This is a genomic window from Thioclava sp. F36-7 (assembly GCF_002020075.1).
Taxonomy (GTDB): Bacteria; Pseudomonadota; Alphaproteobacteria; order Rhodobacterales; family Rhodobacteraceae; genus Thioclava; species Thioclava sediminum.
In genome coordinates this window covers 97,966-123,514 of record NZ_MPZR01000007.1, presented here as the reverse complement: position 1 = coordinate 123,514, position 25,549 = coordinate 97,966, and the positions used below count along the sequence as shown (strand labels likewise).

The window sequence follows — 25,549 nt, the reverse complement described above, 5'->3', positions numbered from 1 at the left end:
ATGTTCTCTACCGCAAAATGCGACGAGGTTAGTAATTTCAGAGGCTTAGTTGCCGCCGCCGCCACTGTCTCCGCTGCTGGCCGCTGCAGAGGCGATGTAGTCGCGATAGATCACCGCCGCGTACTTGCCGTCGAGCAACATCGGTTTGCCCTTGGTCACGAAACCCGAGACCTCGGTGACGGTGCGACGATTCTGTTCGTTCGGGGCCTGCGTGTAGACCAGCGGATGCGTTTCGCCGTAGGACACGAGCGCCTCGAGCCGCGAGCGGGAGATGCCCTGCGAGACGAGGAAATTCACCACCGCCCGCGCGCGGCGCAGCCCCAGAGCCTTGTTATAAGCGTTGGAGCCGACAAGGTCGGTATGTCCGTAGACGCGGAATCGCACTTCCGGGTTCTGCCGGATCCAGTTCGCCTGCTGCGACAGTGCATTGCGCGCCTGCGCATCGAGCACCGAAGAGTTGAAGGCGAAATGCACCGTGTTCGGCACGTCGGCGGCGAACTTGCGCGTCATATTGATGACGTAGCTTTTGTCGCCGCTCATCATTGCTTGGTTCTGTGCGATGGCGGAGCCGAAGCCCAGCGATCCTTCCGTGGTCGAGCCAACCTCGGAATTGAAGGTCTGGGTGCCTTCGGTGCAGCCAGCCAGTACGGCCACGGCGCCGAAGGTGAGTGCGAGAGTGCGCAGTTTCATGTTTCCAGCCATCTCGCTCACTCCATCACATAGCCATAGGAGCCGGAGAAGTCCTGCTTGGCGACTTCCGCGGCAGGGCCTTTCTGCGGCGCTTTGCCGCCCGAGGTTCTGCCGTTGAGGAACAGCTCGGACTCGGTTGGCGGCTTCAGGCGATCCGTCGGCAGCGCCAGCGTGTCGCCCTTAACGGGCGAGACAAGATGCGGCGTGACGATGATCACGAGTTCGGATTGCTTGCGTTCGAATTCGGTCGAGCGGAACAGCGCGCCGAGCACCGGAACATCGCCGAGCCACGGAATCTGGCCCACGGAATCGTTGAAGTCGTCCTGAAGGAGGCCCGCGATCGCGAAGCTTTCGCCGTCGCGCATCTCGACCGTGGTCGAGGTCGAGCGTTTCTTGAAGGCGCTGACGTTGAACGTGCCGCTCGTGTAGCCGTTCGCCGTGTCGATCGAGGAGACCGAGGCGGCGATTTCTAGGTTGATCACGTCACCGTCCACCACACGCGGCGTGAAGGACATCTCGACGCCGAATGGTTTGTACTGGATCGAGACATCGCCGTTGTTAAGCACCGGGATCGGATATTCTCCACCGGCGAGGAAGTCTGCCGATTGGCCCGAAAGAGCGGTCAGGTTCGGTTCCGCGAGGGTGCGTACGACACCTTTGTTTTCAAGCGCTTGGATCAGCACGCCCAGCTGGAACGTGCCTCTGGTGAGGCCAAGGCCGATTCCGTTGTCGTAGGTGCCGGTGCGCGCGGTCGTCTCGTCAAGATTGATCCCGCCGTAGCCTCCGGCCTGCCCGTACGTCCCGCGAGGCCCAACCCCCGCATTGATCGAGGAGCTGAGGCTTTTGGCAACCGAGCGCTGCATCTCTGCGAAGCGCACTTTCAGCATCACCTGCTGCGTACCGCCGACCATCATCAGGTTCGACACCCGGTCCGGCGCGTAGCGATTGGCCAGCTCCAGCGCGCGGCTGAGCTTCTGCGCCGACGAGACCGTGCCCGAAAGGACGATCCCGTCATTCGCAGTGCGCACCTGAATGTTCTCGCCGGGCAGAATCTGCTTGAGGCGTTCCTTGAACTCCGCGAGGTCCGGGGTCACCTGAACATCGACATTCGAAACCAGCTTGCCGTCGGCGCCAAGGATCGTCAGCGTCGTCCGGCCCGGCACCTTGCCCAACACGTAGATCGAGCGATCCGAAAGGGTCTGGATGTCGGCAATGCCGGGATTGGCGATCGAGAGTTCCGAAAACGGCGTGTCGCTTTCCACGACCACCGCGCGGTTCAACGGAACCGTCAGCGGAGCTTGAGTTGCCCCGGACAGAATCCGCAACGTGTCTGCTTGCGCCGGGCTCATTACCGCGACGCTCAGCGCCATGCCGCATAGGCAGGCCTGCATTAAGGTTTTCAATTTCATCTGTGACCCTGCCTCTCCGATCACGCCACTCGCAAATCTTTTGTCTGCTTAGGGACTGTTTTGGTCCGTTATTGCAAAGGAGAATGCGCCAAGACCTGTTTTTTTGCAAGAATCAATGGATTGAGCGCCGTTCTTGATGTGGATAAACGGTCACATGTAAAAGCGGGGCCCCGTAGGACCCCGCGCAAATGACTGATATTTGTCATTTATTTAGTTGGTGCAGGGGATCGGCGTCTCGATGACTTCCGTGCCCTTGCGGGTCTTGATCGTGCAGACCTGCGCTTTTTCTACCTTCTTGGCCTCTTGCTTCTGGATACCAAGCAGCTCGTCACGGTTGATTTCGATCTGGCCAAGCTGTGCGCTGTTGTCGAGGCCGACGAGCGAGAGGGTCAGGCGCCCGGTGTTCTGCGCGAGTGTCAGGGCCGCGACCTGCTCGGGGCTGACTTCGGCAGTGACCGAACGGGCGATTTGGGTGGCGTTACTACGGTCGGGATTAGTGCTCTGATCAATCGCGATCAGTTTCAGGTTACTGTCGATCAGCTTGGTCACCGGCTCACCGCCGATCTCGCCGGACCAATAGACATCGACTAGGTCGCCCGGTCGCAGGAAGCCCGACACAGCTGAGCTCGACGAGACTTGAATGGTAAATGCGCGACGACCGTCAGGGAGGCTGGCCATGATACCCGCGTTCTCACCTGGTTGGGTGACACGCGAGGCGAGCAGCATTTCGCCGGGCGCAAGAGAGCGCATCGAAGCCCGATCACGGGTTTCACCCTCCAAAAACGCGGCGCGTGCGGCTTCCGGGGTGCCTTGCTTCGCAGCGATAACGGTAAAGGCGTTTTTGGGCACCGCATTAGCCTGCATCTTGACGATAACGAGATCCTTTGGGCCGAAATGCTCTCCGTATTTCAGACCTTTCCGCACAACGACGACATCGGCGAGCTTCGGCGCATTCTTCTGCATAGCGACCAATTGGTCGCGCTCGGATTGGAACTGAGCGATTTGACCCTGCGCCATCATAACCGCCACCCCCGCGAGCCCGACGCCCGCGACGAGGAAGAGAACAAAGATCAGTCGCATTGGTGCATCCTTCTGTTTTCTGAACGGCGACAATACCGCGACGACAGTTGTTTAATTGCAGAAGAAAATGGCGAAACGTTGGCGCATGAAAGGTCTGGACGTGGAATCAGCCGCTCTTGTCCTCACTGACTTCCTCCGCAGCAAAGGCCGGTACGACCTGTTGCTCGCCGATGTGTTCCGAGATTTTGCCAGACGCCCTGCCAGTCTCCTGCCAAATCAATACCGTCGCCGTGAAACCGAGAGCAACGAGCGACGATGTCAGCACCACCCAGTCGATCGTGACCGCGCCATCTTCGTTGCACAGCATGGCTTTCAATTCCCAGAACCGATTGCTCATCTAGTTCCCTCTCCACGCGTAAGACATTTCGGATTCAAAACCTCAATCGGGTCGACGAAGGCGCTTTATCCGACTTCGCCGCTGACAGGGTAGCAAGCAGCCCATTTTTGAGGCTCTCAATAATGCAACGGGCCGCTAAAGAGCGGCCCGTGTGTTTGATTTCGAAATTTCCAATTATTAGTTGGAAATGGCGTTAACGCCGTCATCGCCAGCTGCCAGATCGTCGGCAGTGAAGTTGTTTTCGACTTTGGCCGTATCAAGATAGCTTGCGATCTTGCCCGAAAGGCCGCCGGTTTCCTGACGGATCAGCGCCATTGCAGCAGCGCCGAGGCCGACAACAGCAGCGGTCAGCACAACCCAGTCAACGGTCACAGCGCCGTCTTCTTCGTCGTGGAACTTCTTGATTTTGAAAAACTTCATCATGGTGTCTCTCCTAAGGTTTGTCTCTGCCCCGCGGTCTCGGCTGGCGTCCGTGCCGGTTTCCGTCTCGCGGTATGGGGACATATGGCCCCCGGAACGTGGCGCGATTTGGGCGCATCGCAGGCGATTTCGCGAAAATGAAAATCCTGCCTGACGAAGGCTCTAAGTCATTGTTAATTAGGAAACAAAAATCTGACTTTTTGTGAGATTTGCATTTTGCGTCCGAGTTTCGGCCGCCAAACCACGATTCGTCGGCCTGAAAACGGCGGATTTTCTGGAATTTTTCCGGGTTTTCAGGGATAGTCGGGCGAAAGCGGCCCTCGAGAGCCGCGTGAGGCAGTGAGCAGGTGGCGCAGATGCGCAAGGTTTTCGCAGGGATTCTCTGCAGTGCGATGGTGGCTGTGGTCGCGCCCGTGGGGGCCGAGCCTGCAGCCCCCGTCTTCAAGAGCGTGAAGCCCAAGATGGTCAAGCCGCCTGCGCCCGGCACCAAACGCTTCATTACGATCCAGATCGATCCCGAGGAGCAGAAGCGCCAGCTTGCCGCGATGGCGAAGCAGCCTTGGGAGCCGGAAACAGCCCCTGCCAAAGAGGACGGCGCGACGGGCGATGCACCGGCCTCTACGCCCACGCCGCGCGCGCCTGCGCATTACGCGTGGTATTGGAACAAGGTCTCGCCGCGCCTTGGAGAGCGGGCGGGTCGGTTCGATCAGGCAATCTCCGCGCTGTCGCAAGGGCCGAAGGGCACACGGGTGCGCGAGCCGCGGCTCAACGATCTCGCGAAGATCGCGCGCGCCCATGGCACCGATATTCTGCGCTCCACCATCGGAACCGAAGTTTCGCCCGCGCTGGTGCTGGCGATGATCTCGGTGGAGTCGGGCGGGCGGTTCGACGCGCAAAGCCATGCGGGTGCCGTAGGGCTGATGCAGTTGATCCCGGCCACGGCCGAGCGCTTCGATGTTGCCGACAGCAAAGATCCCGCGCAGAACATCGCGGGCGGGGTGAGCTATCTCGATTGGCTTATGAAGGAATTCGACCGCGATCCGCTGATGGTCATCGCCGCCTATAACGCGGGCGAGAACGCGGTGAAGAAGAATGACGGCGTGCCACCCTATGCGGAGACGCGTGACTACGTGCCGAAGGTGCTGGCGGCGTGGAACGTGGCGCGGGGGCTTTGTGCGACGCGCCCGCAGCTGGTGAGCGACGGCTGCGTCTTCCAGGTCACCCAAATGGCAAAGAGCGGCCCCTGAGGGCCGCTCTTCCTGTCTCTAGCCTATGGAAGGCGATCAGTTGACGATCGTCGCCTCGGTCGCTTCGCGGATTTCGTCTTCGGTGACGCCCTCGGCGCATTCGACGATCTTCAGCCCGCCCTCGACCACATCGAGCACACCGAGATTGGTGATGATGCGGTTGACGACGCCGGTGCCGGTCAGCGGCAGGGTGCATTCCTTCAGCAGCTTGCTGTCACCATGCTTGTTGGTGTGGTCCATCACGACGATGACGCGCTTCACGCCCGCCACGAGGTCCATCGCACCGCCCATGCCCTTCACCAACTTGCCGGGGATCATCCAGTTCGCCAGATCGCCATTCTCGGCAACTTCCATCGCGCCGAGGATCGCCATCGCGATCTTGCCGCCGCGGATCATGCCGAAGCTCATCGAGCTGTCGAAATAGACCGTGTTGGGCAGTTCGGTGATCGTCTGCTTGCCAGCGTTGATCAGGTCGGGATCCTCTTCGCCCTCATAGGGGAACGGACCCATGCCGAGCATGCCGTTCTCCGATTGCAGCGTGACGTGCACGCCCTCGGGGATGAAGTTCGGGACCAGCGTCGGGATGCCGATGCCGAGGTTCACATAGGTGCCGTCTTCGAGCTCCTGCGCCGCGCGGGCGGCCATCTGATTTCTATCCCATGCCATGGGTCAGGCCTCCTTCTTTTCGCGGGTGGTGACTTTCTCGATGCGCTTCTCGTGCTCGCCCTGGATCAGGCGGTGCACGTAGATGCCGGGCAGGTGGATGCAGTCGGGGTCGAGCGAGCCCACGGGCACGATCTCTTCGACTTCCATCACGCAGACCTTGCCGCACATCGCCGCCGGCGGATTGAAGTTGCGCGCCGTCTTGCGGAAGATCGCATTGCCGGTCTCGTCGGCTTTCCACGCCTTCACGATGGAGACGTCGGCGAAGATGCCCTCTTCGAGGATGTAGTGCTCGCCGTTGAACACCTTCACCTCTTTACCCTCGGCGATCTGCGTGCCGTAGCCGGTCTTGGTGTAGAAGCCGGGGATGCCGTGGCCGGCGGCGCGCATGCGCTCTGCCAGCGTGCCCTGCGGGTTGAATTCCAGCTCGAGCTCGCCGCTCAGATACTGGCGCATGAATTCCGCGTTCTCGCCCACGTAGGACGACATCATCTTCTTGATCTGCTTGGTATCGAGCAGCTTGCCGAGGCCGAACCCGTCCACGCCGCAGTTGTTCGACGCGACCGTGATGTCCTTGACCTTGCTCTCGACCAGCGCGTCGATCAGCATTTCGGGGATGCCGCAAAGGCCGAAGCCGCCTGCCGCGATTAGCATTCCGTCGAAAAGAAGCCCGTCCAGGGCCTCTTCCGCGGAACCGTAAATCTTGTTCATGGATATCCTCCGCTCATGTGCGCGTGAAGATGACGCCGGGGCGGGGGGGAGTCAATTGCTGCGATGCGGCGAAGGCGGGTGCCAGGATCAACTTCACGCGTAAATAGACCGGGGGAGGGGGCTCTGTCCCCGTCGCCGTAGGGCGACAAGGCTTAAGTGAGAGGGGGCTCCGCCCCCGCGCTATCGCGCTCCCCCGGGATATTTTTACCAAGAGGAAGGGGCGCGCGGGCGCCTCACTCCTCGTCTGATTTTTTGGCTGCAGTCTTTTTCGCCGCAGGTTTCTTCGCGGCGGTCTTCTTGGCGGCCGGTTTCTTTGCAGCGGGCTTTTTCGCGGCCGTCTTCTTCGGCGCGGCTTTCTTCTTCGTGCCGCCCTTCTTCGCCGCTTTCGCCTCGATCAGCGGAAGCGCGTCTTCGAGCGTGACGGATTCCGGTTCCAGCTCTTTCGGCAGGGTCGCGTTGATCTTGCCCCATTTGACGTAAGGCCCGTAGCGCCCCGGCATGACCGCGATCGGGCCGCCCTCGGGGTGTTCGCCCAGCTCCTTGAGTGGCTTCGCGGCAGCGCCACGCCCGCCCTTGGCGGCTTTCTGGGCGATCACTTCCACGGCGCGGTTCATGCCGATGGTGAAGACCTCGTCGACCTCGGGGAGGTTCGCGTAGATCCGGCCCTTCTTGACGTAGGGCCCGTAGCGCCCGATCCCGGCCTCGACCAGCTCGCCATCTTCCGGGTGCGGGCCGATCTCGCGCGGCAGGCTCAAGAGCAGCAGCGCTTTCTCGAGGTCGATCTCTTCGGGCTTCCAGCCCTTGGGCAGCGAGGCCCGCGGCGGCTTGGGCACATCCTCGGTCGGCTCGCCCTTCTGGACGTAGGGGCCGAAACGACCGACGCGCAGCGTGATCGCCTGATCCTCGTCATAGCCCAGTACCTTGCCGTCGAGTGCCTGCACCTCGTCATCGCCATCGGGCGCGGAGAGGGGCCGGGTGAAGCGGCATTCGGGGTAGTTGCCGCAGCCGATGAAGGCCCCGCCGGAGCGCGCGGTCTTCAGGTGCAGCTTGCCACTGCCGCAAAGCGGGCAGATGCGCGGGTCGGACCCGTCGGGACGCGGCGGATAGAGATGAGGGCTGAGCACCTCGTCGATCTTGTCGAGCACTTCCGAGATACGCAGCTCCGACGTCTCTTCCAGAGCCGCCGAGAAATCGCGCCAGAACCGCTTGAGCACTTCCTTATAGTCGCGATCGCCGGCCGAGATATCGTCGAGCTGGTCTTCCAGATCGGCGGTGAAATCGTATTCGACGTAGCGCTTGAAGTAATTCGACAGGAAGGCCGTCACCAGCCGCCCGGTATCCTCGGGCATAAGGCGGTTCTTGTCCTTGCGCACATAGCCGCGGTCCTGAATCGTCGTGACGATCGAGGCATAGGTGGACGGGCGCCCGATGCCGAGCTCTTCCATCCGCTTGACCAGCGTCGCCTCGGTGTAGCGCGGCGGCGGTTGGGTGAAGTGCTGCTCGGGCGTGATGTCGCCCTTCTTGGCCTCTTCGCCCTCATGAATCTGCGGCAGGCGGTTGCTGTCTTCGCCCTCGTCATCGTCGCGGCCCTGATCGTAGACTTTCAGGAAGCCGTCGAACACGACGACGGAGCCGGTCGCGCGCAGCTCGACCTGCTCGTCGCCGGAGCCGACGAGAACGGTCGTACGCTCGAACCGGGCCGCTTCCATCTGCGACGCGATCGTGCGCTTCCAGATCAGATCATACAGCTTCCACTGATCGTCGGAGAGCTTCAGCTTGTCGGGCGATTTCGACATATCCGTCGGGCGGATACATTCGTGCGCTTCTTGCGCGTTCTTCGCCTTGTTCTTGTACATCCGCGGGGACTTCGGAACGTAGCTGTCGCCGAACTTGTCCTTGATCGCATCGCGGGCCTGCATCACGGCCTCGGGGGCCATGTCGATGCCGTCGGTCCGCATATAGGTGATGTGACCCGCTTCATAGAGACGCTGCGCCGCCGACATCGTGGCGCGTGCCCCGAAGCCGAACTTGCGGCTGGCTTCCTGCTGCAGCGTCGAGGTCATGAAGGGCGGGTAGGGGTTGCGATTGGCGGGTTTCGCCTCGACCGAGGTCACGCTGAGGTCGCGCGACGTGATCGCCTGCACCGCCATCTCGGCCGCGGTCTCGTTCTCGAGGTCGTATTTCTCGAGCTTCTTGCCGCCCAGAACCGACAGGCGCGCCTCGTATTCCTGACCGCGCGGCGTCGTCAGGATCACCTTCACCGTCCAGTATTCGCGCGGCTTAAAGGCTTCGATCTCCATCTCGCGCTCGACGATGAGACGCAGGCAGACGGACTGCACGCGGCCCGCCGATTTCGCGCCGGGCAGCTTGCGCCACAGGACCGGCGAGAGGTTGAAGCCCACGAGGTAGTCGAGCGCGCGGCGGGCCAGATAGGCCTCGACCAGCGGCGCATCGACATCGCGCGGATGCTTCATCGCCTCGAGGATTGCGGTCTTGGTGATCGCGTTGAAGGTGACGCGGGAGACGTTCTTGCCCTTGAGCTTCTTCTCCAGCGCTTCCTGCAGGTGCCACGAGATCGCTTCGCCTTCGCGATCGGGGTCAGTTGCGAGGATCAGCGTGTCGTCATCTTTCAGCGCGTCGGTGATCGCCTTGATGTGCTTTTTCGAGTCGCTCGCGACTTCCCATTTCATATCGAAATCGTGCTCGGGATCGACCGAGCCGTCTTTCGGAGGCAGGTCACGGACGTGGCCGAAGGAGGCGAGAACGGTGTAGTCAGACCCTAGATACTTGTTGATCGTCTTGGCCTTGGCAGGGGATTCGACGACAACAACAGCCATAAGGTCCTCACTATTCAGTGCAAAAAGGGTCTGGGCGCGGAACATGTGGGCGTTTGGGGCGAATTGTCAATGCGTCCTGACCCTGAGGTAATCCCTTCCCCCCTTAGAGCGGACGGCTGATCAGGCCGCCGCGATGCCGCTCTATCCGGCCTTCGATTTCGAGCGCGGTGAGGGCTTGCGAGAAGGCCGCCGCGGGCACGTCGAGATCGCGGATCACCTGATCCTCGGCGGTGGGGGACGGGCCGAGCCGTTCGAGGATCTTCGCGCCGAGATCGCCGCTTTTCACGGCGCGGCGCGTTGGCGGAGGTTTTGGCGCAGGGTGCGGGTCGGGTGGCGCCGCGCGGGCGTTCAGCGCCGCCAGCACATCCTCGGACCCGCGCACCAAGGTCGCTCCGTCGCGGATCAGCGCATTGCAGCCGCCCGCGCGCCCGTCCATCGGATGGCCCGGCACGGCCATGACCTCGCGCCCCTGATCGAGCGCGTCGCGCGCTGTGATCAGGCTGCCCGATTTCAGCGCCGCTTCGACCACGACGACGCCTGCGCTCAGCCCCGAGATGATCCGGTTGCGTGCGGGGAAGTGGCGTGCCTGCGGCTGGGTGCCGGGCGGAGCTTCGGTCAGCCGCAGCCCGGTCTCGGCCACTTGCTGGGCAAGGGCCGTGTTCTCCTGCGGATAGATCACATCGATCCCGCCCGCCTGCACCGCGATCGTGCCCGTGGGCAGGGCGGCCTCATGGGCGGCGGCGTCGATCCCGCGCGCCAGCCCGGAGACCACGCAGATGCCCGCCTCTCCGAGACCTTCGCTCAACCGCTTCGCCATGCGCAGCCCCAGCGAAGAGGCATTGCGCGCGCCGACCAGTGCGATCATCGGGCGGGTGAGCAATTCCAGCTGACCGAGCGCCCAGAGCACGGGCGGCGCGTCGTCGATCTCGGCGAGCGCAGTGGGGTAACCCGGCCCGCCATGGATCAACAGCCGAGCGCCAGCCGCCTTGCCCGCCTTGATCTCGGCGCGGGCCTGTTTCTCGGGGCAGGGAGTGTAATCGGCGACGCCCGCCGCGCGCGCCACTTCGGGCAGAGCCGCGAGCGCTGCCGCCGCGGAGCCATGTTCACCGATCAATCTGTGGAAGGTTGTGGGTCCGACACGTCGGGAACGAATGAGGCGAAGAACCGGCAGTTCATCTTCTTCCGTGGTGGGTGGGGTGAAGGGGGTGGGGTAAGAAAACAAATCTGTTTCCATCCGGCCCTCCGCCTCAATCGCCCACCCTTTCTGCCGCGTTAGTCTTAATAACTCGTTACCAAAACCCGTATCGCGACGGGTTTGGAATAAATTTTTCACGTTTTGGTTGCAGATTTTTGGCGCTACCGATTTGCAGCTTGGGGCCGCGGGGGAGACCTCGCCGGATCATCTCCCCCACGCCCGTCGGCGAAACGTTTACGCGGCCGAGCCGCCCACGGTCAGCCCGCCGATCATCAGGGTCGGTTGGCCGACGCCCACCGGCACCCATTGGCCCGCCTTGCCGCAATTGCCGATGCCGGGATCCAGCGCGAGATCGTTGCCGATGGCGCGGATATGCTGCATCGCGGTCGGCCCGTCGCCGATCAGGGTCGCCCCGCGCACCGGCGCGCCGACGACGCCGTTCTTCACGCGATAAGCTTCGGTGCAATTGAAAACGAATTTGCCATTGGTGATGTCGACCTGACCGCCGCCGAAGCCGACTGCATAGATGCCGTCCTTCAAATCGGCGAGAATCTCGCCCGGATCGGCATCGCCGCCCAGCATGTAGGTGTTGGTCATCCGCGGCATCGGGGCATGGGCAAAGCTCTCGCGCCGCCCGTTGCCTGTGGCCTCCACGCCCATCAGGCGCGCGTTCTGGCGGTCCTGCATGTAGCCCACGAGCACGCCATCCTCGATCAACACGTTCTTGCCCGAGGGCGTGCCCTCGTCGTCGATCGTGATCGAACCGCGCCGGTTGGGGATCGTGCCGTCATCGAGCACAGTGACGCCTTTCGCCGCCACCTGCTGACCCATCAGCCCAGCGAAGGCCGAAGATTTCTTGCGGTTGAAGTCGCCTTCGAGGCCGTGGCCGACCGCTTCGTGCAGTAGCACGCCCGGCCAGCCCGGCCCAAGCACCACATCCATCACGCCCGCAGGTGCGGGCTCGGCGCGCAGGTTCACCAGCGCGATGCGAAGCGCCTCGCGCGCGACCGGCTGCCAATGCGCGGGCTCGATCAGGCCCGAGAGGCCGAACCGCCCGCCGCCGCCATGACCGCCGGATTCGCGGCGTCCGTTCTCTTCCACGATGACCGAGATGTTGATCCGCGCCATCGGGCGGATATCCGAGACCAGCCCACCCTCGGGGCGCAGGATGAACACTTCCTGCAGGCTGGCCGCCATCGAGGCCGAGACCTGCACGACGCGCGGGTCGAGGTCGCGGGCGAACGCGTCGATCTCGCGCAGGATGTCGATCTTCGCGGCGAAGGGCGTGTCCGAGACGGGATCGGTATCACTATAAAGATGCAGGTTCGTGCCCTTGGGCGGCGGTGCCATCGTGCCGCCGCCGTCGCCCACGGCCAGTCGCGCGGTCTCTGTCGCCCGCTTCAGCGCGGCTTCGGAAATCTCGGTCGAATGGGCATAGCCCGCCACATCGCCCTTCACTGCGCGCAGGCCGAATCCTTCGGAGGCATCGTAAGAGGCGGTCTTGACGCGCCCGTCATCGAAGACCAGCGCCTCGGACCGGCGCTGTTCGAGAAACAGCTCGCCATCCTCAGCCCCTGCGGTCGCTTCACGCAGCAGATGCAGCGCGCGATCCTGGTCGAGCTTGTCCTCGAAAGGGGCGAAACGGTCGGGCTTGGTCATCTGGACTCCTGCTAAGGCGATCAATTTTGACAAAATGTCGCAGCTTTTGCTTGCGCCACCCTCCCAATATGATTTTAAAGTGAGAACACGCAACGGTGAACGGTTTGGGAGATCCGAACGCCGTCGGGCGGCAGGGAGAAACGCCGCCAAAAGGGAGACATGGGACTTATGCGCTTTGCAAGCAAGGGCCGCGGCATCGCGGCCGCTGTCACGTCGGCTGTTATGTTGACGCTCGTCGCCGGGCAGGCCTCGGCTCAGGACATGATCAAGGGGCTGCCGGTGATCGGTAAGCCGCATCTGGGCGGCACGGGCTTCCAGCCCGCGTCCTCGAACCTCGCGGAAGATCAGCAATGGCTCGACCATATGCTGCTGGTGATCATCGCCGGGATCTGCGTTTTCGTGTTTGCGCTGATCATCTACGCGATCCTGCGCTTCAACAGCCGCGCCAATCCGACGCCGCGCAGCTTCACCCATAACACGCCGCTCGAGATCACCTGGACCTTCGTGCCGATCGTGATTCTCGTGGCGATCGGGGCGTTTTCGCTGCCCGCGCTGTGGAATCAGCAGGAAATCCCGGAAGGCGACATCACCGTTAAGGTGACCGGCTACCAGTGGTACTGGGGCTACGAATACCCCGATGAAGGCGTTGCTTTCGATTCGCTGCTGCTCGCGAAAGACGAGCTCGCAGATCATGGCTATGCGCCTGACGAATATCTGCTGGCAGCTGACAACGCGATGGTCGTGCCCGCGGGCAAGACGATCGTCGTGCAAGTCACTGGCGCGGACGTGATTCACAGCTGGACCGTGCCGGCCTTCGCCGTGAAGCAGGACGCCGTGCCGGGCCGGATCGCGCAATTGTGGTTTAAGGCCGATCAAGAAGGTGTGTATTTCGGCCAGTGTTCGGAGCTTTGCGGCACCAATCACGCTTACATGCCCATCGTGGTCAAAGTTGTCTCACCGGAAGTTTACGCTAACTGGCTTGAGCGTGCGAAGAATGACTTCGCCTCGGTCGAGACGGATGGCGCGGTTCGGGTCGCACAGAACTGAATTCATTGTGCGATAACACCCGAGGGACGCTTTCATGAGTGACATCAGCTATATCCGCCAACAGGACAACGAGGCGCGGTTCGGCGACTACATCGCGCTTCTGAAGCCGCGCGTGATGTCGCTGGTGGTCTTTACCGCCTTCGTCGGCCTCGTGGTTGCGCCGAATCCGGTGCATCCGTTCGTGGGCTTCGTCGCGATCCTGTTCATCGCGCTGGGCGGCGGGGCCTCGGGCGCGCTGAACATGTGGTATGACGCGGATATCGACCGGATCATGCGCCGCACCCGGAACCGTCCGATCCCGGCGGGCCGCGTGTCGGAGCGCGAGGCGCTGGGCTTCGGCCTCGCTCTGTCGGGCATCTCCTGCGTGATGCTGGCGCTGGCCACGAATATCTTCTCGGGCCTGTTCCTCGCCTTCACCATCTTCTTCTACGTCGTCGTCTACACGATGTGGCTGAAGCGCGCGACGCCGCAGAACATCGTGATCGGCGGCGCGGCGGGCGCGTTCCCTCCGATGATCGGCTGGGCCGTGTCGACGGGCGGCATCTCGATCGAATCCGTGGCGATGTTCCTGCTGGTCTTCCTCTGGACGCCGCCGCATTTCTGGTCGCTCGCGCTGTTCATGAAGGCCGATTACGACGAGGCGAAAGTGCCGATGCTGACCTCGACCCATGGTCGTCTGGTCACGCGCAAGAACATCCTGTTCTATGCCTTCATTCTCGCCCCCATCGCGGTCGGCACGGGTTTCACCTCGATCGGCGGTCCGGTCTATTTCGCGACGGCGCTGATCATGAATGCGCTGTTCATCAAGGGCGCGATCGACATCCACGCCCGCACCGAAGCACAGGCGGAGGCCGACAAATACGCGGTCGAGAAGCGCTTCTTCTATTTCTCGCTCATCTACCTCTTCGCGCATTTCGCAGCTTTGCTGGCCGAAGCGGGGCTGAGCTATATCGGTTTGGGAGTCTGGTAAGCGATGGCAATCACCCGGGACAGTGACCTTCATATCCGTCGGTTCTCGCGCAATGCGGGGCTGGGCGCGGTTCTTCTCGGGTTCGTCGCAATCGTCTTCGGCCTGACCGTGGTCAAGGTCGAGAACGGCTCGAAAATGGAAGCCTACGACCACCAGCCGCGCGCCTCCGTGCTGCCGGCGGAAGGGGCCGCGAAATGACCCAACGCCCCGCAGATCGGTCGAACACGCGCGTGCTGCTCTCGCTGCTCGCGGTGATCGTCGTGATGGGGGCAGGGGCTTGGGCTGCGGTGCCGTTCTACAACTGGTTCTGCAAGACGACCGGCTATGGCGGTACGACCAACACCGCCGAGGTGCTGCCCGACAAAGTGCTCGACCGCGAGATCCTCGTGCGTTTCGACGCCAATGTCGCGCGCGGCATGCCGTGGGAGTTCAAGCCGGTCCAGACCGAGATGAAACTGAAGATCGGGCAGAACGGGCTCGCCTTCTACGAGGCCTACAACCCGACCGATCATCCGATCGCGGGCACGGCGAGCTACAATGTTTCGCCCGACGTGGCTGGCTACTATTTCGACAAGATCCAGTGTTTCTGCTTCACCGAACAGGTGCTGCAACCCGGGGAGAGGGTGCAGATGCCGGTGAGCTTCTTCGTCGATCCCGACATTGTCGAGGATGCCGATGCGAAGCGGATTCACGCGATCACGTTGAGCTATACTTTCTATGAAACCGACCTTCCCGAGCCGGAGGAAACTGCCTCGGTCCGTCAAAGGGAGACGGAGACGGTCAACTAGCCATCGGAGGGAGACGCATGGCCCACGCAAAGAACCACGACTACCACATCCTACCGCCCTCGATCTGGCCATTCCTCGGCGCCGTGGGCGGCTTCATCATGCTCTTCGGGGCGGTGCTCTGGATGCAGAGCATTACCCATTACGTCTTCTTCGGCGGCCTGCTCGTGGTGCTCTACACCATGTATGGCTGGTGGTCGGACGTAGTTCACGAGGGCGAAGTGGGCGATCACACCCCGGTGGTGCGGATCGGCCTGCGCTATGGCTTCATCCTGTTCATCATGTCCGAAGTGATGTTCTTCGCGGCCTGGTTCTGGAGCTTCTTCAAGCACGCCATGTATCCGATGGGCCCGATGAGCCCCATTCAGGATGGCGTCTGGCCGCCCGAGGGCATCGTGACTTTCGATCCGTGGCACCTGCCGCTTATCAACACCGTGATCCTGCTCCTGTCGGGCGTGACGCTCACCTGGGCCCACCACGCGCTGGTGCATGAAAATGACCGCAGCCAAGTCAAGCAGGGCCTGATCCTGACGGTCATCCTCGGCGCGTCCTTCACGGTCCTGCAGGCCTACGAGTACAGCCACGCGGCCTTCGGTCTGGCGGGCAATATCTACGGTGCCAACTTCTTCATGGCGACGGGCTTCCACGGGGCGCACGTGATCATCGGGACGATCTTCCTGCTGGTCTGCCTGATCCGTATCGTGAAGGGGCAGATGACCCAGAATGAGCATGTCGGCTTCGAAGCCGCCGCCTGGTACTGGCACTTCGTCGATGTGGTCTGGCTCTTCCTGTTCGCGTCGATCTATATCTGGGGCAGCGCGTAAGCGCCCCCGGCATTAACACGCAAATGCGCAGATCGGCGCGGGGGGCGACCCTCGCGCCGCTTTGTTGGAGGCTTGATGAAACGCTACATCTTTCCGCTGCTGCTGGGCGTCGTCGGCTGCGCGATCCTGATCTCGCTCGGCATCTGGCAGGTGCAGCGCCTTGGCTGGAAAGAGGCGATGCTGGCCGAGATTTCCGCCAAGATCGAAGGCCAGCCGCAGGCGCTGCCGACCAAGGGCACCGACACCAAGCCGCTGAAATACGAACCCGTCACGGTAAGCGGGCGCACGACGGGGCAGGAGATCCTCGTGCTTTCGGGCCAGAAGGGCGTCGGCGCGGGCTACCGGGTCATCGACGCTTTCGAGACGGATAAGGGCCGCAAGATCCTGCTCGACCGCGGCTTCATCCCCGAGGGCGAGAAGGGCTCCGACCGCCCCGCCACGGAGCTCACCGTCACCGGCAACCTGCACTGGCCCGAAGAGACCGACAGCTACACCCCCGAGCCCGATGCCAAGACCGGCATCTGGTTTGCCCGCGACGTGCCCGCGATGGCTGCAAAGCTCGGCACCGAGCCGATCCTGATCGTCGCCCGCACCGTTCAAGGGGCCGCGCAGGGCATAACGCCGGTCCCCGTCACCATCACCGGCATCCCGAATGACCACCTCGGTTACGCGATCACCTGGTTTTTGCTCGCAATCGTCTGGGCTGGGATGACAATCTTTCTTCTCTGGCGTATCAGGCGGCAACAGGCCTGAGGATTGACGATGCGTTATGTTTCCACTCGGGGCAAAGCCCCGGTTCTGAATTTCGGCGATGCGATGCTGACGGGGCTTGCCCGTGACGGCGGGCTTTACGTGCCTGAGACCGTGCCGCAGTTCTCCGCCGATGAGATCGCAGCGCTCGCAGGGCAGCCCTACGAGGAAGTCGCGTTCCGTGTGATGAAGCCCTTTGTCTCCGAGACGTTCTCGGACGAGGAACTGCGCGGCGCTATCACGCGCGCCTATTCCGGCTTCGGCCATGTCGCCCGCGCGCCGATGGTGCAACTGGCGCCGAACCACTTCCTGCTGGAGCTGTTCCACGGCCCCACGCTCGCGTTCAAGGATTTCGCGATGCAGGTGATCGGGCAGCTGTTCCAGATCGAACTGCAAAAGCGCAACCAGAAGATCACCATCGTCGGCGCCACCTCGGGCGATACCGGCTCGGCGGCGATCGAGGCGTTCCGCGGGCTCGACAATGTCGACGTGTTCATCCTCTTCCCGCATGGCCGTGTCTCCGAAGTGCAGCGCCGCCAGATGACGACGCCTATCGAGAGCAATGTCCACGCGCTCGCGCTCGATGGTGATTTCGACGATTGCCAGGGCAAGCTGAAGGACATGTTCAACGACTTTGACTTCCGCGATGAGGTCGGTCTGGCGGGCGTGAACTCGATCAACTTCGCCCGCGTGCTGGCGCAGATCGTGTATTTCTTTTCCTCGGCCGTGGCGCTTGGTGCGCCGCATCGCAAGGTCTCCTTCACCGTGCCCACCGGCAATTTCGGCGATATCTTCGCGGGCTTCCTTGCGAAAGAAATGGGCCTGCCGGTCGAGCGTCTGGTGATCGCGACGAACCAGAACGACATTCTGCATCGCTGCCTCGAGAAGGGCGATTACACCAAGCAGGGCGTCACGCCCTCGATCTCGCCGTCTATGGATATCGAGGTAAGCTCGAATTTCGAGCGCGCGCTGTTCTGGGCCTATGGCAAGGACGGGGCCGCGATCGAGAAGCTGATGGACGAGCTGAAAACCGAAGGCTCCTTCACCGTCTCCGAAAACGCGATCGGTGCGCTGCGCGACATCTACGACAGCGGTTCGGTTGGCGAGGCGCGCACGATGGAAGAGATCGGCGATACGCTCAAGGAAACCGGCGAGCTGCTCTGTCCGCATTCGGCTGTCGGCGTGAACGTCGGCAAAACGGCGGTCGCGCGCGACCCGGCCACGCCGATGATCACGCTCGCCACTGCGCATCCCGCGAAGTTCCCCGATGCGGTGGAAGAGGCAACGGGCATCCGCCCCGACCTGCCGCCGCGCATGGCGGATCTGTTCACCCGCGAGGAGCGCGTGACCCGCGTGCCGAATGACCTTGCAGACCTTGAAGCCCTGATCCGGGAGCGCCGCCGCACATGATCGAAATGACCACCCTGAAGAACGGTCTGCGCATCATCACCGAGTCGATGCCGGGCCTCGCCTCTGCCGCGATCGGCGTCTGGATCACGGCCGGTGGCCGCCACGAGCGCCCCGAACAGAACGGCATCGCTCATTTCCTCGAACATATGGCGTTCAAGGGCACGAAGACGCGCTCGGCGCTGCAGATCGCGGAAGCGATCGAGGACGTGGGCGGCTATATCAACGCCTATACCTCGCGCGAGATGACCGCCTATTACGCCCGCGTGCTTGCCGAAGACGTGCCGCTCGCGCTCGACGTGATTTCGGACATTCTGCTGAACCCGGTCTTCGATCAGCGCGAGATTGAGGTGGAGCGCGGCGTGATCCTGCAAGAGATCGGCCAGTCGCTCGACACGCCCGACGATGTGATCTTCGACTGGCTGCAAGAGGCCGCGTATCCCGATCAGCCGATGGGCCGCACGATCCTCGGCCCGGCGGAGAAGGTCCGCAGCTTCGCGCGTGACGATCTCTCGGCTTTCGTGACCGAACATTACGGCCCCGATCAGATGATCCTTTCGGCGGCGGGTGCGGTCGATCACGCGGAGATCGTGAAACGCGCCGAAGATATCTTCGGCGACCTGCGCCCCGCGCTGAACCCCGCGCCCTATCCGGCGAAATGGATCGGCAACGAGCGGCGCGAGATCAAACAGCTCGAACAGGCGCATTTCGCGCTTGGCATCGAGTCGCCCAGCTATCGCGACGCCGATCTCTACACCGCACAGGTCTATTCGGTGGCGATGGGCGGGGGGATGTCCTCGCGCCTGTTCCAGAAGATCCGCGAAGAGCGCGGGTTGTGCTACACGATCTTCTCGCAGGCAGGCGCCTATGAGGATACCGGCATGTTCACCGTCTATGCAGGCACCTCCGGCGACGAGGTCCGCGGTCTGGCCGAACTGACCATCGACGAGCTGAAGCGCGCCGCCGAGGACATGACCGAGGTCGAGATCGCCCGCGCCCGCGCCCAGATCAAGGCAGGTCTGCTGATGGGGCTGGAAAGCGCCTCGGCGCGCGCGGAACGCATGGCGCGCAGCCTCTATATCTGGGGCCGGGTGCCCGGGATCGACGAGGCCTCGGCGCGGATCGACAGCGTCACCCGCGATGCGGTGCGCGATTTCGGCGAACGGCTCGCCATCGGCGGACGCACGGCAATGGCGCTTTACGGCCCGGTCAAAGATGCGCCCGAGCTTGGGGAGCTGCGCGAAAGGCTCGCCGCCTGATGTTCGCGCGTCGTCGTCAGCTGCGGATCGATACGGATCGAATGATCCTGCGTCCGCCGCAGCATGGGGATTATCGTCCGTGGGCCAGCCTGCGCGAGGATAGCCGTGACTTCCTGACGCCCTGGGAGCCGAGTTGGTCCTCCGATCACCTCAGCCGCAAGGCGTTCTCGAACCGGGTCTATTGGGCGGCGCGCGCGATCGCGAACGGCACCGCCGTTCCCGTATTTCTGTTCTCGCGCCGCGATGACATTTTTCTGGGGGCGATCACGCTCGACAATATCCGGCGCGGACCGGCGCAGGCGGGCACGCTGGGCTATTGGATCGGCCAACGCCACGCGCGTCATGGCTATATGCGCGAGGCGATCGAGGCCGTGGTTCATTACGCTTTCACGAAGCTCGACCTGAGCCGCATCGAGGCAGCTTGTCTGCCCGAGAACGCGGCCTCGCGCGGGGTGCTGGAGAAATCCGGCTTCAAATACGAGGGCGTCGCGCAGAGCTACCTGCAGATCAACGGGCGCTGGCGCAATCATGTCCTCTATTCCAACCTGCGCTCGGATCGCCGGGGACGGACGGATGTCCGATAGGGACACTTGCGCTCGCGCGACATGGTGCGTGGCGAACGGTCGAGGGGGCGCTGCCCCCGCTGGCGCAGCCAGCCCCCCGGGATACTTAAGCCAAGCCGAAGGAGGCAGAGATGCGCACCGCCGCTGATGAAAGTTTCGTCGAGACGCTGCGGGACGCGGTGCCGGGCCTGAGCCTCGGGGCGCCGGGCGCGTCCTATCTGGAAGAGCCGCGCGGGCGGTATCACGGCTTTGGCGGAGTTCTGGTCAAGCCGACGTCGACCGAAGAGGTCGCAGCGGTTCTGAAGCACTGTCACGCGGCGGGCGTCGCCGTGCTGCCCTATGGCGGCGGCACCGGTCTGGTCGGTGGCCAGATCACCGAAGACGGTCCCGTGCCAGTCATCCTGAGCCTCGAGAAAATGAATGCCGTCCGTGCGGTCACCGGCCATGTTCTGGAGATCGAGGCCGGCGCGACGCTGCTCGAGGCCCAGCAGGCGGCGGAAGGCGCGGAGCGGCTGTTCCCGCTGACGATCGCAAGCCAGGGCTCTGCCCGGATCGGCGGTGTGCTGGCGACCAATGCGGGCGGGGTGAACGTACTGCGCTATGGCAACGCGCGCGAGCTGTGTCTGGGCGTCGAGGCGGTGCTGGCCGATGGCACGGTGATCTCCGGCCTCAAGCATCTGCGCAAGGACAATACCGGCTACGATCTGAAGGACCTGCTGATCGGGTCCGAGGGCACGCTCGGGATCATCACGGCGGCGACCCTGCGGCTGTTCCCGCGCCCAGCGGCGGTCGGCACGGCGATGATGGTGGTCGAAAGTCCCGCCGCCGCGCTGGAACTGCTGGAACTCGCCGAGGCCCGGATGCCGGGCTGCGTGTCGGCCTTCGAGATGATCTCGGGCCAGGGGCTGCGCTTTCTCGACGAGGTCGGGCCGGAGGTGCATCAGCCTTTCGAGGCGCGCCCCGACTGGTCGGTGCTGATCGAGATCGGTCTGCCCGAAGGGCTGGCGCCGGAGGAGGCGCTGGCAGAGCTGTTCGAGGCGGCCGAGGGGCTGGTCAGCGACGGGGTGATCGCAAGTTCCGAGAGCCAGCGCGCCCAGATGTGGTCCCTGCGCGAGAGCCTGCCGGAGGCGAACAAGCGGATCGGATCGATCTCGAGCCATGACATCTCGTTGCCGCTGCCGAAACTGGCCGCTTTCATCGAAGAGGCGCGTGATGCGCTTCTCGACCTCGGCAATATCCGGATCAACTGCTTCGGCCATGTCGGCGACGGCAATCTGCATTTCAACGCCTTCCCCGCCGAGGGGCGCGACCGCAAGGAATACGAGAACCTGCGTCGTGCGATCCCCGAAACGGTCTACGATCTGGTGGACCGCTTTGGCGGCTCGATCTCGGCCGAGCACGGGATCGGGCGGCTGAAAGTGGGCGATCTGGAGCGTTACGGCGATCCGGGCAAGCTGGCCGCGATGCGCGCGATCAAGGCGGCGCTCGACCCCAAGGGCATTCTCAACCCCGGCGCGGTGCTGGCGGAGCGCTGAGGGCCAAGAGAAACGCGCCCCGCCAGGAGAGCAGGCGGAGCGCGGCGCTCTGGTTCACGTGTCATTGCAAGCAGCCGAACCATCAGGCCCGCTCAGGGTAGGTCGATTCGCGTAAGAAAGACGTTAACGCGGTCCGAGCGCGGCGGCCTGCCGCGCGATCCGCGCCACGTCGCGGCTGAGGGGAAGGTCCTCCTCCATCCGGTCGATAGCAACCCAGCGCGCATCCAGCGCGTCGTCGTCCGCGACCGGCTCTCCGGCCTGCCATTGACACTCGACCGCGACCAGCACGAAGTGATGCTCCAGCGTGCCCTTTCCATCCTCGGCGAGGACGTCGAGTGCGTTGAAGGCATGGGTGGCCCTCGCCCGCACGCCGGTCTCTTCAAGCAATTCGCGCTCTGCCGCCGCAAGAAGCGTCTCGCCGAACTCGACCTTGCCGCCGGGAAAGCCCCAGAGCCCGGCATCGGGCGGGTTCGCCCGCTGCACCAACAGCGCCTGTCCGTCGCGGATCACGACGGCGAGAATGGCGGGGACGGGACGGGGGCTCACGCCCCCTCGAATTCGCACAGAACGCTGACATTCATGCCGCGATCTTCGAGCAGCTTGCGCCCGCCCAGTTCCGGCAGATCGACGATGAAGGAGAGGCCCACGATCTCGCCGCCGACGCGCTCGATCAGCTGGATGCCCGCCTGCGCAGTACCGCCGGTGGCCAGCAGATCGTCGACGACCAGAACCTTCTCGCCCGGCTTGATCGCATCCTCATGCATCTCCATCACCGCCTCGCCATATTCCAGCTGGTAGGCCTGCGAAATCGTCTGGCCCGGGAGCTTGCCCTTCTTGCGGATCGGCACGAAACCTTTCGACAGCTGATGCGCGATCGCGCCGCCGATGATGAAGCCGCGCGCCTCCAGCCCCACGACCTTGTCGATCTGCTGGCCCGCCCACGGATGCAGCAACTGGTCGATCGCCATACGGAAGCCGCGCGGATCGGCGAAGAGCGTCGTCACATCGCGGAACATGATCCCCTCATGGGGGAAATCGGCGATGGTGCGGATATAGTCTTTGACGTTGGTCATGGGATCCTCAGAGGTCGAGCACGCGGCCCGCGATGGTCTTCAGTTTGCGCGCCATCTCGGGGTCGCGCTTGTCGGGGGCGGTCATGATCGCGCTGTCGAGGGCGTGGGTGCAGCCGGTGGCGCAATCGCCCGCCGCGCCCTTCAGCAGACCGGGCAGAGCCGCGACCAGAGCGCGCGCCTTATCGGCGTTCTTCATCGCGACGGCAACGACCTGCGCCACATCCACGGCATCATGATCGGGGTGCCAGCAGTCGTAATCGGTGATCATCGCGACGCAGGCGTAATGCAGTTCCGCCTCGCGGGCGAGCTTGGCCTCGGGCATTCCGGTCATGCCGATCACGTCGGCGCCCCATTGGCGGTACAGCTCGCTCTCGGCCTTGGTTGAGAATTGCGGGCCCTCCATTGCGACATAGGTGCCGCCCTCATGGACGCTCACGCCGGTTTTGCGCGCGGCCTCGGCGCAGGCGGCCGAGAGGTCGGAGCAAACAGGATGTGCGACCGAGACATGGCCCACCATGCCCGGACCGAAGAAGGTCTTCTCGCGGGCGAAGGTGCGGTCGATATACTGGTCCACGATCAGGAAATCGCCCGGCGCATAGGCCTCTTTCAGCGAGCCCACGGCGGAGACGGCGATCAGATCGGTGATGCCCAGCTGTTTCATCGCGGCGATATTGGCGCGGTAGGGAACGGTCGTCGGCGTCTCGACATGGCCGCGCCCGTGGCGGGGCAGGAAGGCCATCTTCACACCGTCCAGCGTGCCGGTCAGCACCTGATCGGAGGGCGCACCGAACGGCGTCTCGACGGTGATCCATTCGGCCCCTTCGAGCCCGTTGATCTGATAGACGCCCGAGCCGCCGATCACCCCGATCATTCTGTCCATTCTGCGCATCCTTCGCCTGTCTTTTCCGCGTCGCGGCGAGCCTAAGCGCCACGGCCCCGGGAGGAAAGAGGGATTGCAGCCACTTGCCGCGCGGTCTATCGGCGCAGGGGGATATGGGAGTCCCCGTGGGAGGATCTATGGAAAATATCCGCGGCTCGGTGCTGATGGTCGTCGCGATGGCGGCCTTCGCGATGGAAGACATGTTCGTCAAATCCGCCTCGACCCATCTCGCGGTGGGCGTGGTGCTGATGCTGTTCGGCCTCGGCGGGATGGCGGTCTTCGGCGTGCTCATCACCGCGCGTGGCCAGCGGCTGCTGCATCCGGCGCTCGCCTCGAAACCGCTCCTGATCAAGCTCGCGCTCGAAGTTGTGGGGCGTCTCGGCTACACGCTGGGGATCGCGCTGACGCCGCTGTCCAATGCCTCTGCGATCCTGCAGGCGACGCCGCTCGTGGTGGTTGCAGGCGCGGCGGTGGTGTTTTCCGAACGCGTCGGCATCCGCCGCTGGGTCGCGGTGGGGATCGGGTTCCTCGGCGTGCTGATCGTGCTGCGCCCCGGCCTCGACGGTTTCGTCCCGGCCGCACTCTGGACCGTGCTGGGGATGCTGGGCTTTGCGGGGCGCGATCTGGCAACGCGCGCCTGCCCGCCGGTCCTGTCGAATTTCCAGCTCAGCTTCTACGGCTTCATGATGCTGATCCCGACCGGCGTGCTGATCCTGCTGATCTTCGGCGGTGTGACGACGCCCGATGTCTTTGCGCTGCGCGACGTGGCCGGGGCGGTGGTCTTCGGCAGCCTCGCCTATTGGTCGCTGACCAAGGCGATGCGGATGGGCGAGGTCTCGGTCATCACGCCCTTCCGCTACACCCGCCTGATCTTCGCGCTGATCCTCGGCGCGGTGGTGTTTGGCGAGCGGCCCGATGCGGCGATGATCGTGGGCGCAGCCCTGATCGTGGCGAGCGGCCTCTACACGCTCGTCGAAGGCCGCCGCAGCCGGGCGCGCGCCCGGATCAGAGCTTAGGCCGCAGCATCTCGAAGGTTTCCGACACGGCCGCGTAATCGCCGCGATTGCCAAGCCGCACGAGACGGTCGGGCGGTGAATAGAGCCCGTCCTTCAGGCAATCGTCCGCAATATGGATGCCCGTCACCTCGCCATGCACGAGGTAATTCCCCTCGCCCAGAAGCTTGATCACCTGCACCACGCGACATTCGAGCGAGGCAGGCGCCGCGGCCACACGCGGGCAATCGATGGTCTCGCATTCCGCCTTCTCGATCCCGCATTCGGCGAACTCATCGGTGCCGGCCGGATAATTGGCGCAGGAGGCGTTCATCTGATCCTTCAGCGCATAGGTCACGAGATTGGCGCAGAACACGCCCGCTTCGCGCAGCTGCGAGACGCTGTCCTTCGTGCCGTCGCGGTCGGGTTTCACCCCGGTCGAGGAGAACATTACCTGCGGTGGCGTATAGGCGACCGCGTTGAAGAAGGAGTAGGGCGCAAGGTTGTCGCCCATCTCGCTGCGCGTCGAAATCCAGCCGATCGGTCGCGGGGCGACGATGGAATTGAACGGGTTGTGGGCGAGAGGGTGGCCATCCGAGGTGCGATAGAACATGCTTTCTCCTGTTTGATCCCGAACTTAGCGCATGCTACCGCACAGGAAAGGGGCAGCCTGAAAGGGGCGGCGGGCGTATGTATCAGCTCGAACAAGAGACGGCGGAAGACTGGTGGGAAGTCGAGGCGCTCTATGACCTCTGCTTCGCGCCGGGCCGCACGGCGCTGTCCTCCTACCGGCTGCGCGACGGGGTCGATCCCGTGCGCCCGCTTTGCCTCACGCTGCGCCAGGACGGCATCCTCGCCGCGGTGATCCGCTTCTGGCCGGTCAGGGTGGGCGGCAAGCGCGTGCTGCTGCTGGGGCCGATCGCGGTCCACCCGACGCGGCAGGGCGAAGGGCTGGGCGGTATCCTGATGCATGAAAGTCTTTCCCGCGCTGCCGATCTCGGCTGGGAGCGGGTGCTGCTGGTGGGCGACGCGCCCTATTACCAACGCTTCGGCTTCGAGAAGCTCGACGATGTCGAGATGCCGCCGCCCACCAACCCCGACCGCGTTCTGGGCCTCGAACTGGTGCCCGGCGCCTGGGACGGCGTCAAAGGCCAAGTCGAGAAAGACGACTGATTGCCGAAGCGCCTCCGCCGCCCCATATCAGGGAAAGGCAAGG

At 63.6% G+C, this 25,549-nt stretch carries 27 protein-coding genes; 13 read left to right on the top strand and 14 right to left on the bottom strand.

What is annotated here, in order from left to right; genetic code table 11:
- Positions 1 to 45: 45 nt before the first annotated feature.
- The 5 genes from BMI89_RS14190 to BMI89_RS14170 all read right to left on the bottom strand — a co-directional run bounded on the left by BMI89_RS14190 (position 46) and on the right by BMI89_RS14170 (position 3,939).
- Positions 46 to 690: an OmpA family protein gene (locus BMI89_RS14190; protein WP_143593915.1), complete on the bottom strand. Its 645-nt coding sequence runs from the start codon at positions 688 to 690 to the stop codon at positions 46 to 48.
- Positions 691 to 707: 17 nt separating this feature from the next.
- A complete protein-coding gene (locus BMI89_RS14185; RefSeq protein ID WP_078521886.1) occupies positions 708 to 2,099 on the bottom strand; it encodes a type II and III secretion system protein family protein in 1,392 nt (463 codons plus the stop codon).
- 210 nt (positions 2,100 to 2,309) lie between these two features.
- Positions 2,310 to 3,179, bottom strand: coding sequence for a Flp pilus assembly protein CpaB (gene cpaB, locus BMI89_RS14180; RefSeq protein WP_078571441.1), 870 nt, complete (start codon positions 3,177 to 3,179; stop codon positions 2,310 to 2,312).
- Between the two features lie 106 nt (positions 3,180 to 3,285).
- Positions 3,286 to 3,516 carry a hypothetical protein gene (locus BMI89_RS14175; protein WP_078571440.1) on the bottom strand — a complete coding sequence of 77 codons (231 nt, stop codon included), beginning with the start codon at positions 3,514 to 3,516 and terminating at the stop codon, positions 3,286 to 3,288.
- Between the two features lie 177 nt (positions 3,517 to 3,693).
- Positions 3,694 to 3,939, bottom strand: coding sequence for a hypothetical protein (locus BMI89_RS14170; protein ID WP_078540234.1), 246 nt, complete (start codon positions 3,937 to 3,939; stop codon positions 3,694 to 3,696).
- Positions 3,940 to 4,292: 353 nt separating this feature from the next.
- Here BMI89_RS14170 and BMI89_RS14165 point away from each other — a divergent pair, with 353 nt between their 5' ends.
- Entirely contained in the window at positions 4,293 to 5,183 is an 891-nt protein-coding gene (locus BMI89_RS14165; protein ID WP_078571438.1) for a lytic transglycosylase domain-containing protein, read from the top strand.
- Positions 5,184 to 5,219: 36 nt separating this feature from the next.
- Here BMI89_RS14165 and BMI89_RS14160 read toward each other — a convergent pair whose 3' ends face one another.
- The 5 genes from BMI89_RS14160 to tldD all read right to left on the bottom strand — a co-directional run bounded on the left by BMI89_RS14160 (position 5,220) and on the right by tldD (position 12,248).
- Positions 5,220 to 5,849: a CoA transferase subunit B gene (locus tag BMI89_RS14160; RefSeq protein WP_078521878.1), complete on the bottom strand. Its 630-nt coding sequence runs from the start codon at positions 5,847 to 5,849 to the stop codon at positions 5,220 to 5,222.
- 3 nt (positions 5,850 to 5,852) lie between these two features.
- Positions 5,853 to 6,557, bottom strand: coding sequence for a CoA transferase subunit A (locus tag BMI89_RS14155; protein WP_078521876.1), 705 nt, complete (start codon positions 6,555 to 6,557; stop codon positions 5,853 to 5,855).
- Between the two features lie 233 nt (positions 6,558 to 6,790).
- On the bottom strand, positions 6,791 to 9,394 hold the full coding sequence (topA, locus tag BMI89_RS14150) for a type I DNA topoisomerase (RefSeq protein ID WP_078571437.1): 2,604 nt from the start codon (positions 9,392 to 9,394) through the stop codon (positions 6,791 to 6,793).
- A 103-nt stretch (positions 9,395 to 9,497) separates the two neighbouring features.
- Complete coding sequence (gene dprA / locus BMI89_RS14145) at positions 9,498 to 10,628, bottom strand: DNA-processing protein DprA (RefSeq protein WP_078571435.1); 1,131 nt, start codon at positions 10,626 to 10,628, stop codon at positions 9,498 to 9,500.
- 195 nt (positions 10,629 to 10,823) lie between these two features.
- Positions 10,824 to 12,248 (bottom strand): metalloprotease TldD, encoded by a 1,425-nt coding sequence (gene tldD, locus BMI89_RS14140; RefSeq protein ID WP_078571434.1) that lies wholly within the window; start codon positions 12,246 to 12,248, stop codon positions 10,824 to 10,826.
- Positions 12,249 to 12,416: 168 nt separating this feature from the next.
- Between tldD and coxB the strand changes: the two genes are divergently transcribed.
- From coxB to BMI89_RS14090, 10 genes are all read left to right on the top strand, one after another.
- Positions 12,417 to 13,295 carry a cytochrome c oxidase subunit II gene (coxB, locus tag BMI89_RS14135; protein ID WP_143593919.1) on the top strand — a complete coding sequence of 293 codons (879 nt, stop codon included), beginning with the start codon at positions 12,417 to 12,419 and terminating at the stop codon, positions 13,293 to 13,295.
- 34 nt (positions 13,296 to 13,329) lie between these two features.
- A complete protein-coding gene (gene cyoE / locus BMI89_RS14130) occupies positions 13,330 to 14,265 on the top strand; it encodes a heme o synthase (protein ID WP_078571431.1) in 936 nt (311 codons plus the stop codon).
- Positions 14,266 to 14,268: 3 nt separating this feature from the next.
- Positions 14,269 to 14,463, top strand: a complete 195-nt coding sequence (locus BMI89_RS14125; protein ID WP_078571429.1) for a hypothetical protein — start codon at positions 14,269 to 14,271, stop codon at positions 14,461 to 14,463.
- A complete protein-coding gene (locus BMI89_RS14120; protein WP_078521866.1) occupies positions 14,460 to 15,053 on the top strand; it encodes a cytochrome c oxidase assembly protein in 594 nt (197 codons plus the stop codon). The genes BMI89_RS14125 and BMI89_RS14120 overlap by 4 nt, the downstream gene beginning before the upstream one ends.
- A 17-nt stretch (positions 15,054 to 15,070) precedes the next feature.
- Positions 15,071 to 15,874, top strand: coding sequence for a cytochrome c oxidase subunit 3 (locus BMI89_RS14115; RefSeq protein WP_078571428.1), 804 nt, complete (start codon positions 15,071 to 15,073; stop codon positions 15,872 to 15,874).
- 72 nt (positions 15,875 to 15,946) lie between these two features.
- On the top strand, positions 15,947 to 16,627 hold the full coding sequence (locus BMI89_RS14110; RefSeq protein ID WP_078571426.1) for an SURF1 family protein: 681 nt from the start codon (positions 15,947 to 15,949) through the stop codon (positions 16,625 to 16,627).
- Between the two features lie 9 nt (positions 16,628 to 16,636).
- Positions 16,637 to 18,034, top strand: coding sequence for a threonine synthase (gene thrC / locus BMI89_RS14105; protein WP_078540226.1), 1,398 nt, complete (start codon positions 16,637 to 16,639; stop codon positions 18,032 to 18,034).
- Positions 18,031 to 19,290 carry a pitrilysin family protein gene (locus tag BMI89_RS14100; protein WP_078571425.1) on the top strand — a complete coding sequence of 420 codons (1,260 nt, stop codon included), beginning with the start codon at positions 18,031 to 18,033 and terminating at the stop codon, positions 19,288 to 19,290. Before thrC ends, BMI89_RS14100 begins: the two co-directional genes overlap by 4 nt.
- Positions 19,290 to 19,874 carry a GNAT family protein gene (locus tag BMI89_RS14095; RefSeq protein WP_078521856.1) on the top strand — a complete coding sequence of 195 codons (585 nt, stop codon included), beginning with the start codon at positions 19,290 to 19,292 and terminating at the stop codon, positions 19,872 to 19,874. The genes BMI89_RS14100 and BMI89_RS14095 overlap by 1 nt, the downstream gene beginning before the upstream one ends.
- Before the next feature lie 110 nt (positions 19,875 to 19,984).
- Entirely contained in the window at positions 19,985 to 21,388 is a 1,404-nt protein-coding gene (locus BMI89_RS14090) for an FAD-binding oxidoreductase (RefSeq protein ID WP_078571423.1), read from the top strand.
- A gap of 123 nt (positions 21,389 to 21,511) precedes the next feature.
- Here the strand turns inward: BMI89_RS14090 and BMI89_RS14085 are convergent, their stop codons facing one another.
- Genes BMI89_RS14085 through BMI89_RS14075 form a run of 3 tightly spaced genes read right to left on the bottom strand, consistent with a single transcriptional unit; the run spans position 21,512 to position 23,341 of the window.
- Entirely contained in the window at positions 21,512 to 21,934 is a 423-nt protein-coding gene (locus tag BMI89_RS14085; RefSeq protein WP_078571421.1) for an NUDIX hydrolase, read from the bottom strand.
- Complete coding sequence (locus BMI89_RS14080; RefSeq protein ID WP_078521850.1) at positions 21,931 to 22,461, bottom strand: adenine phosphoribosyltransferase; 531 nt, start codon at positions 22,459 to 22,461, stop codon at positions 21,931 to 21,933. The genes BMI89_RS14085 and BMI89_RS14080 overlap by 4 nt, the downstream gene beginning before the upstream one ends.
- A 7-nt stretch (positions 22,462 to 22,468) precedes the next feature.
- On the bottom strand, positions 22,469 to 23,341 hold the full coding sequence (locus BMI89_RS14075; RefSeq protein WP_078571420.1) for an S-methyl-5'-thioadenosine phosphorylase: 873 nt from the start codon (positions 23,339 to 23,341) through the stop codon (positions 22,469 to 22,471).
- A 137-nt stretch (positions 23,342 to 23,478) separates the two neighbouring features.
- Between BMI89_RS14075 and BMI89_RS14070 the strand changes: the two genes are divergently transcribed.
- On the top strand, positions 23,479 to 24,357 hold the full coding sequence (locus BMI89_RS14070; RefSeq protein WP_078571418.1) for a DMT family transporter: 879 nt from the start codon (positions 23,479 to 23,481) through the stop codon (positions 24,355 to 24,357).
- Here BMI89_RS14070 and BMI89_RS14065 read toward each other — a convergent pair.
- Positions 24,347 to 24,946, bottom strand: coding sequence for a flavin reductase family protein (locus BMI89_RS14065; protein WP_078571417.1), 600 nt, complete (start codon positions 24,944 to 24,946; stop codon positions 24,347 to 24,349). The genes BMI89_RS14070 and BMI89_RS14065 overlap by 11 nt on opposite strands.
- A gap of 77 nt (positions 24,947 to 25,023) precedes the next feature.
- Here BMI89_RS14065 and BMI89_RS14060 point away from each other — a divergent pair, with 77 nt between their 5' ends.
- Positions 25,024 to 25,506 (top strand): N-acetyltransferase, encoded by a 483-nt coding sequence (locus tag BMI89_RS14060; RefSeq protein WP_078545268.1) that lies wholly within the window; start codon positions 25,024 to 25,026, stop codon positions 25,504 to 25,506.
- The last annotated feature ends 43 nt before the right edge of the window (positions 25,507 to 25,549 follow it).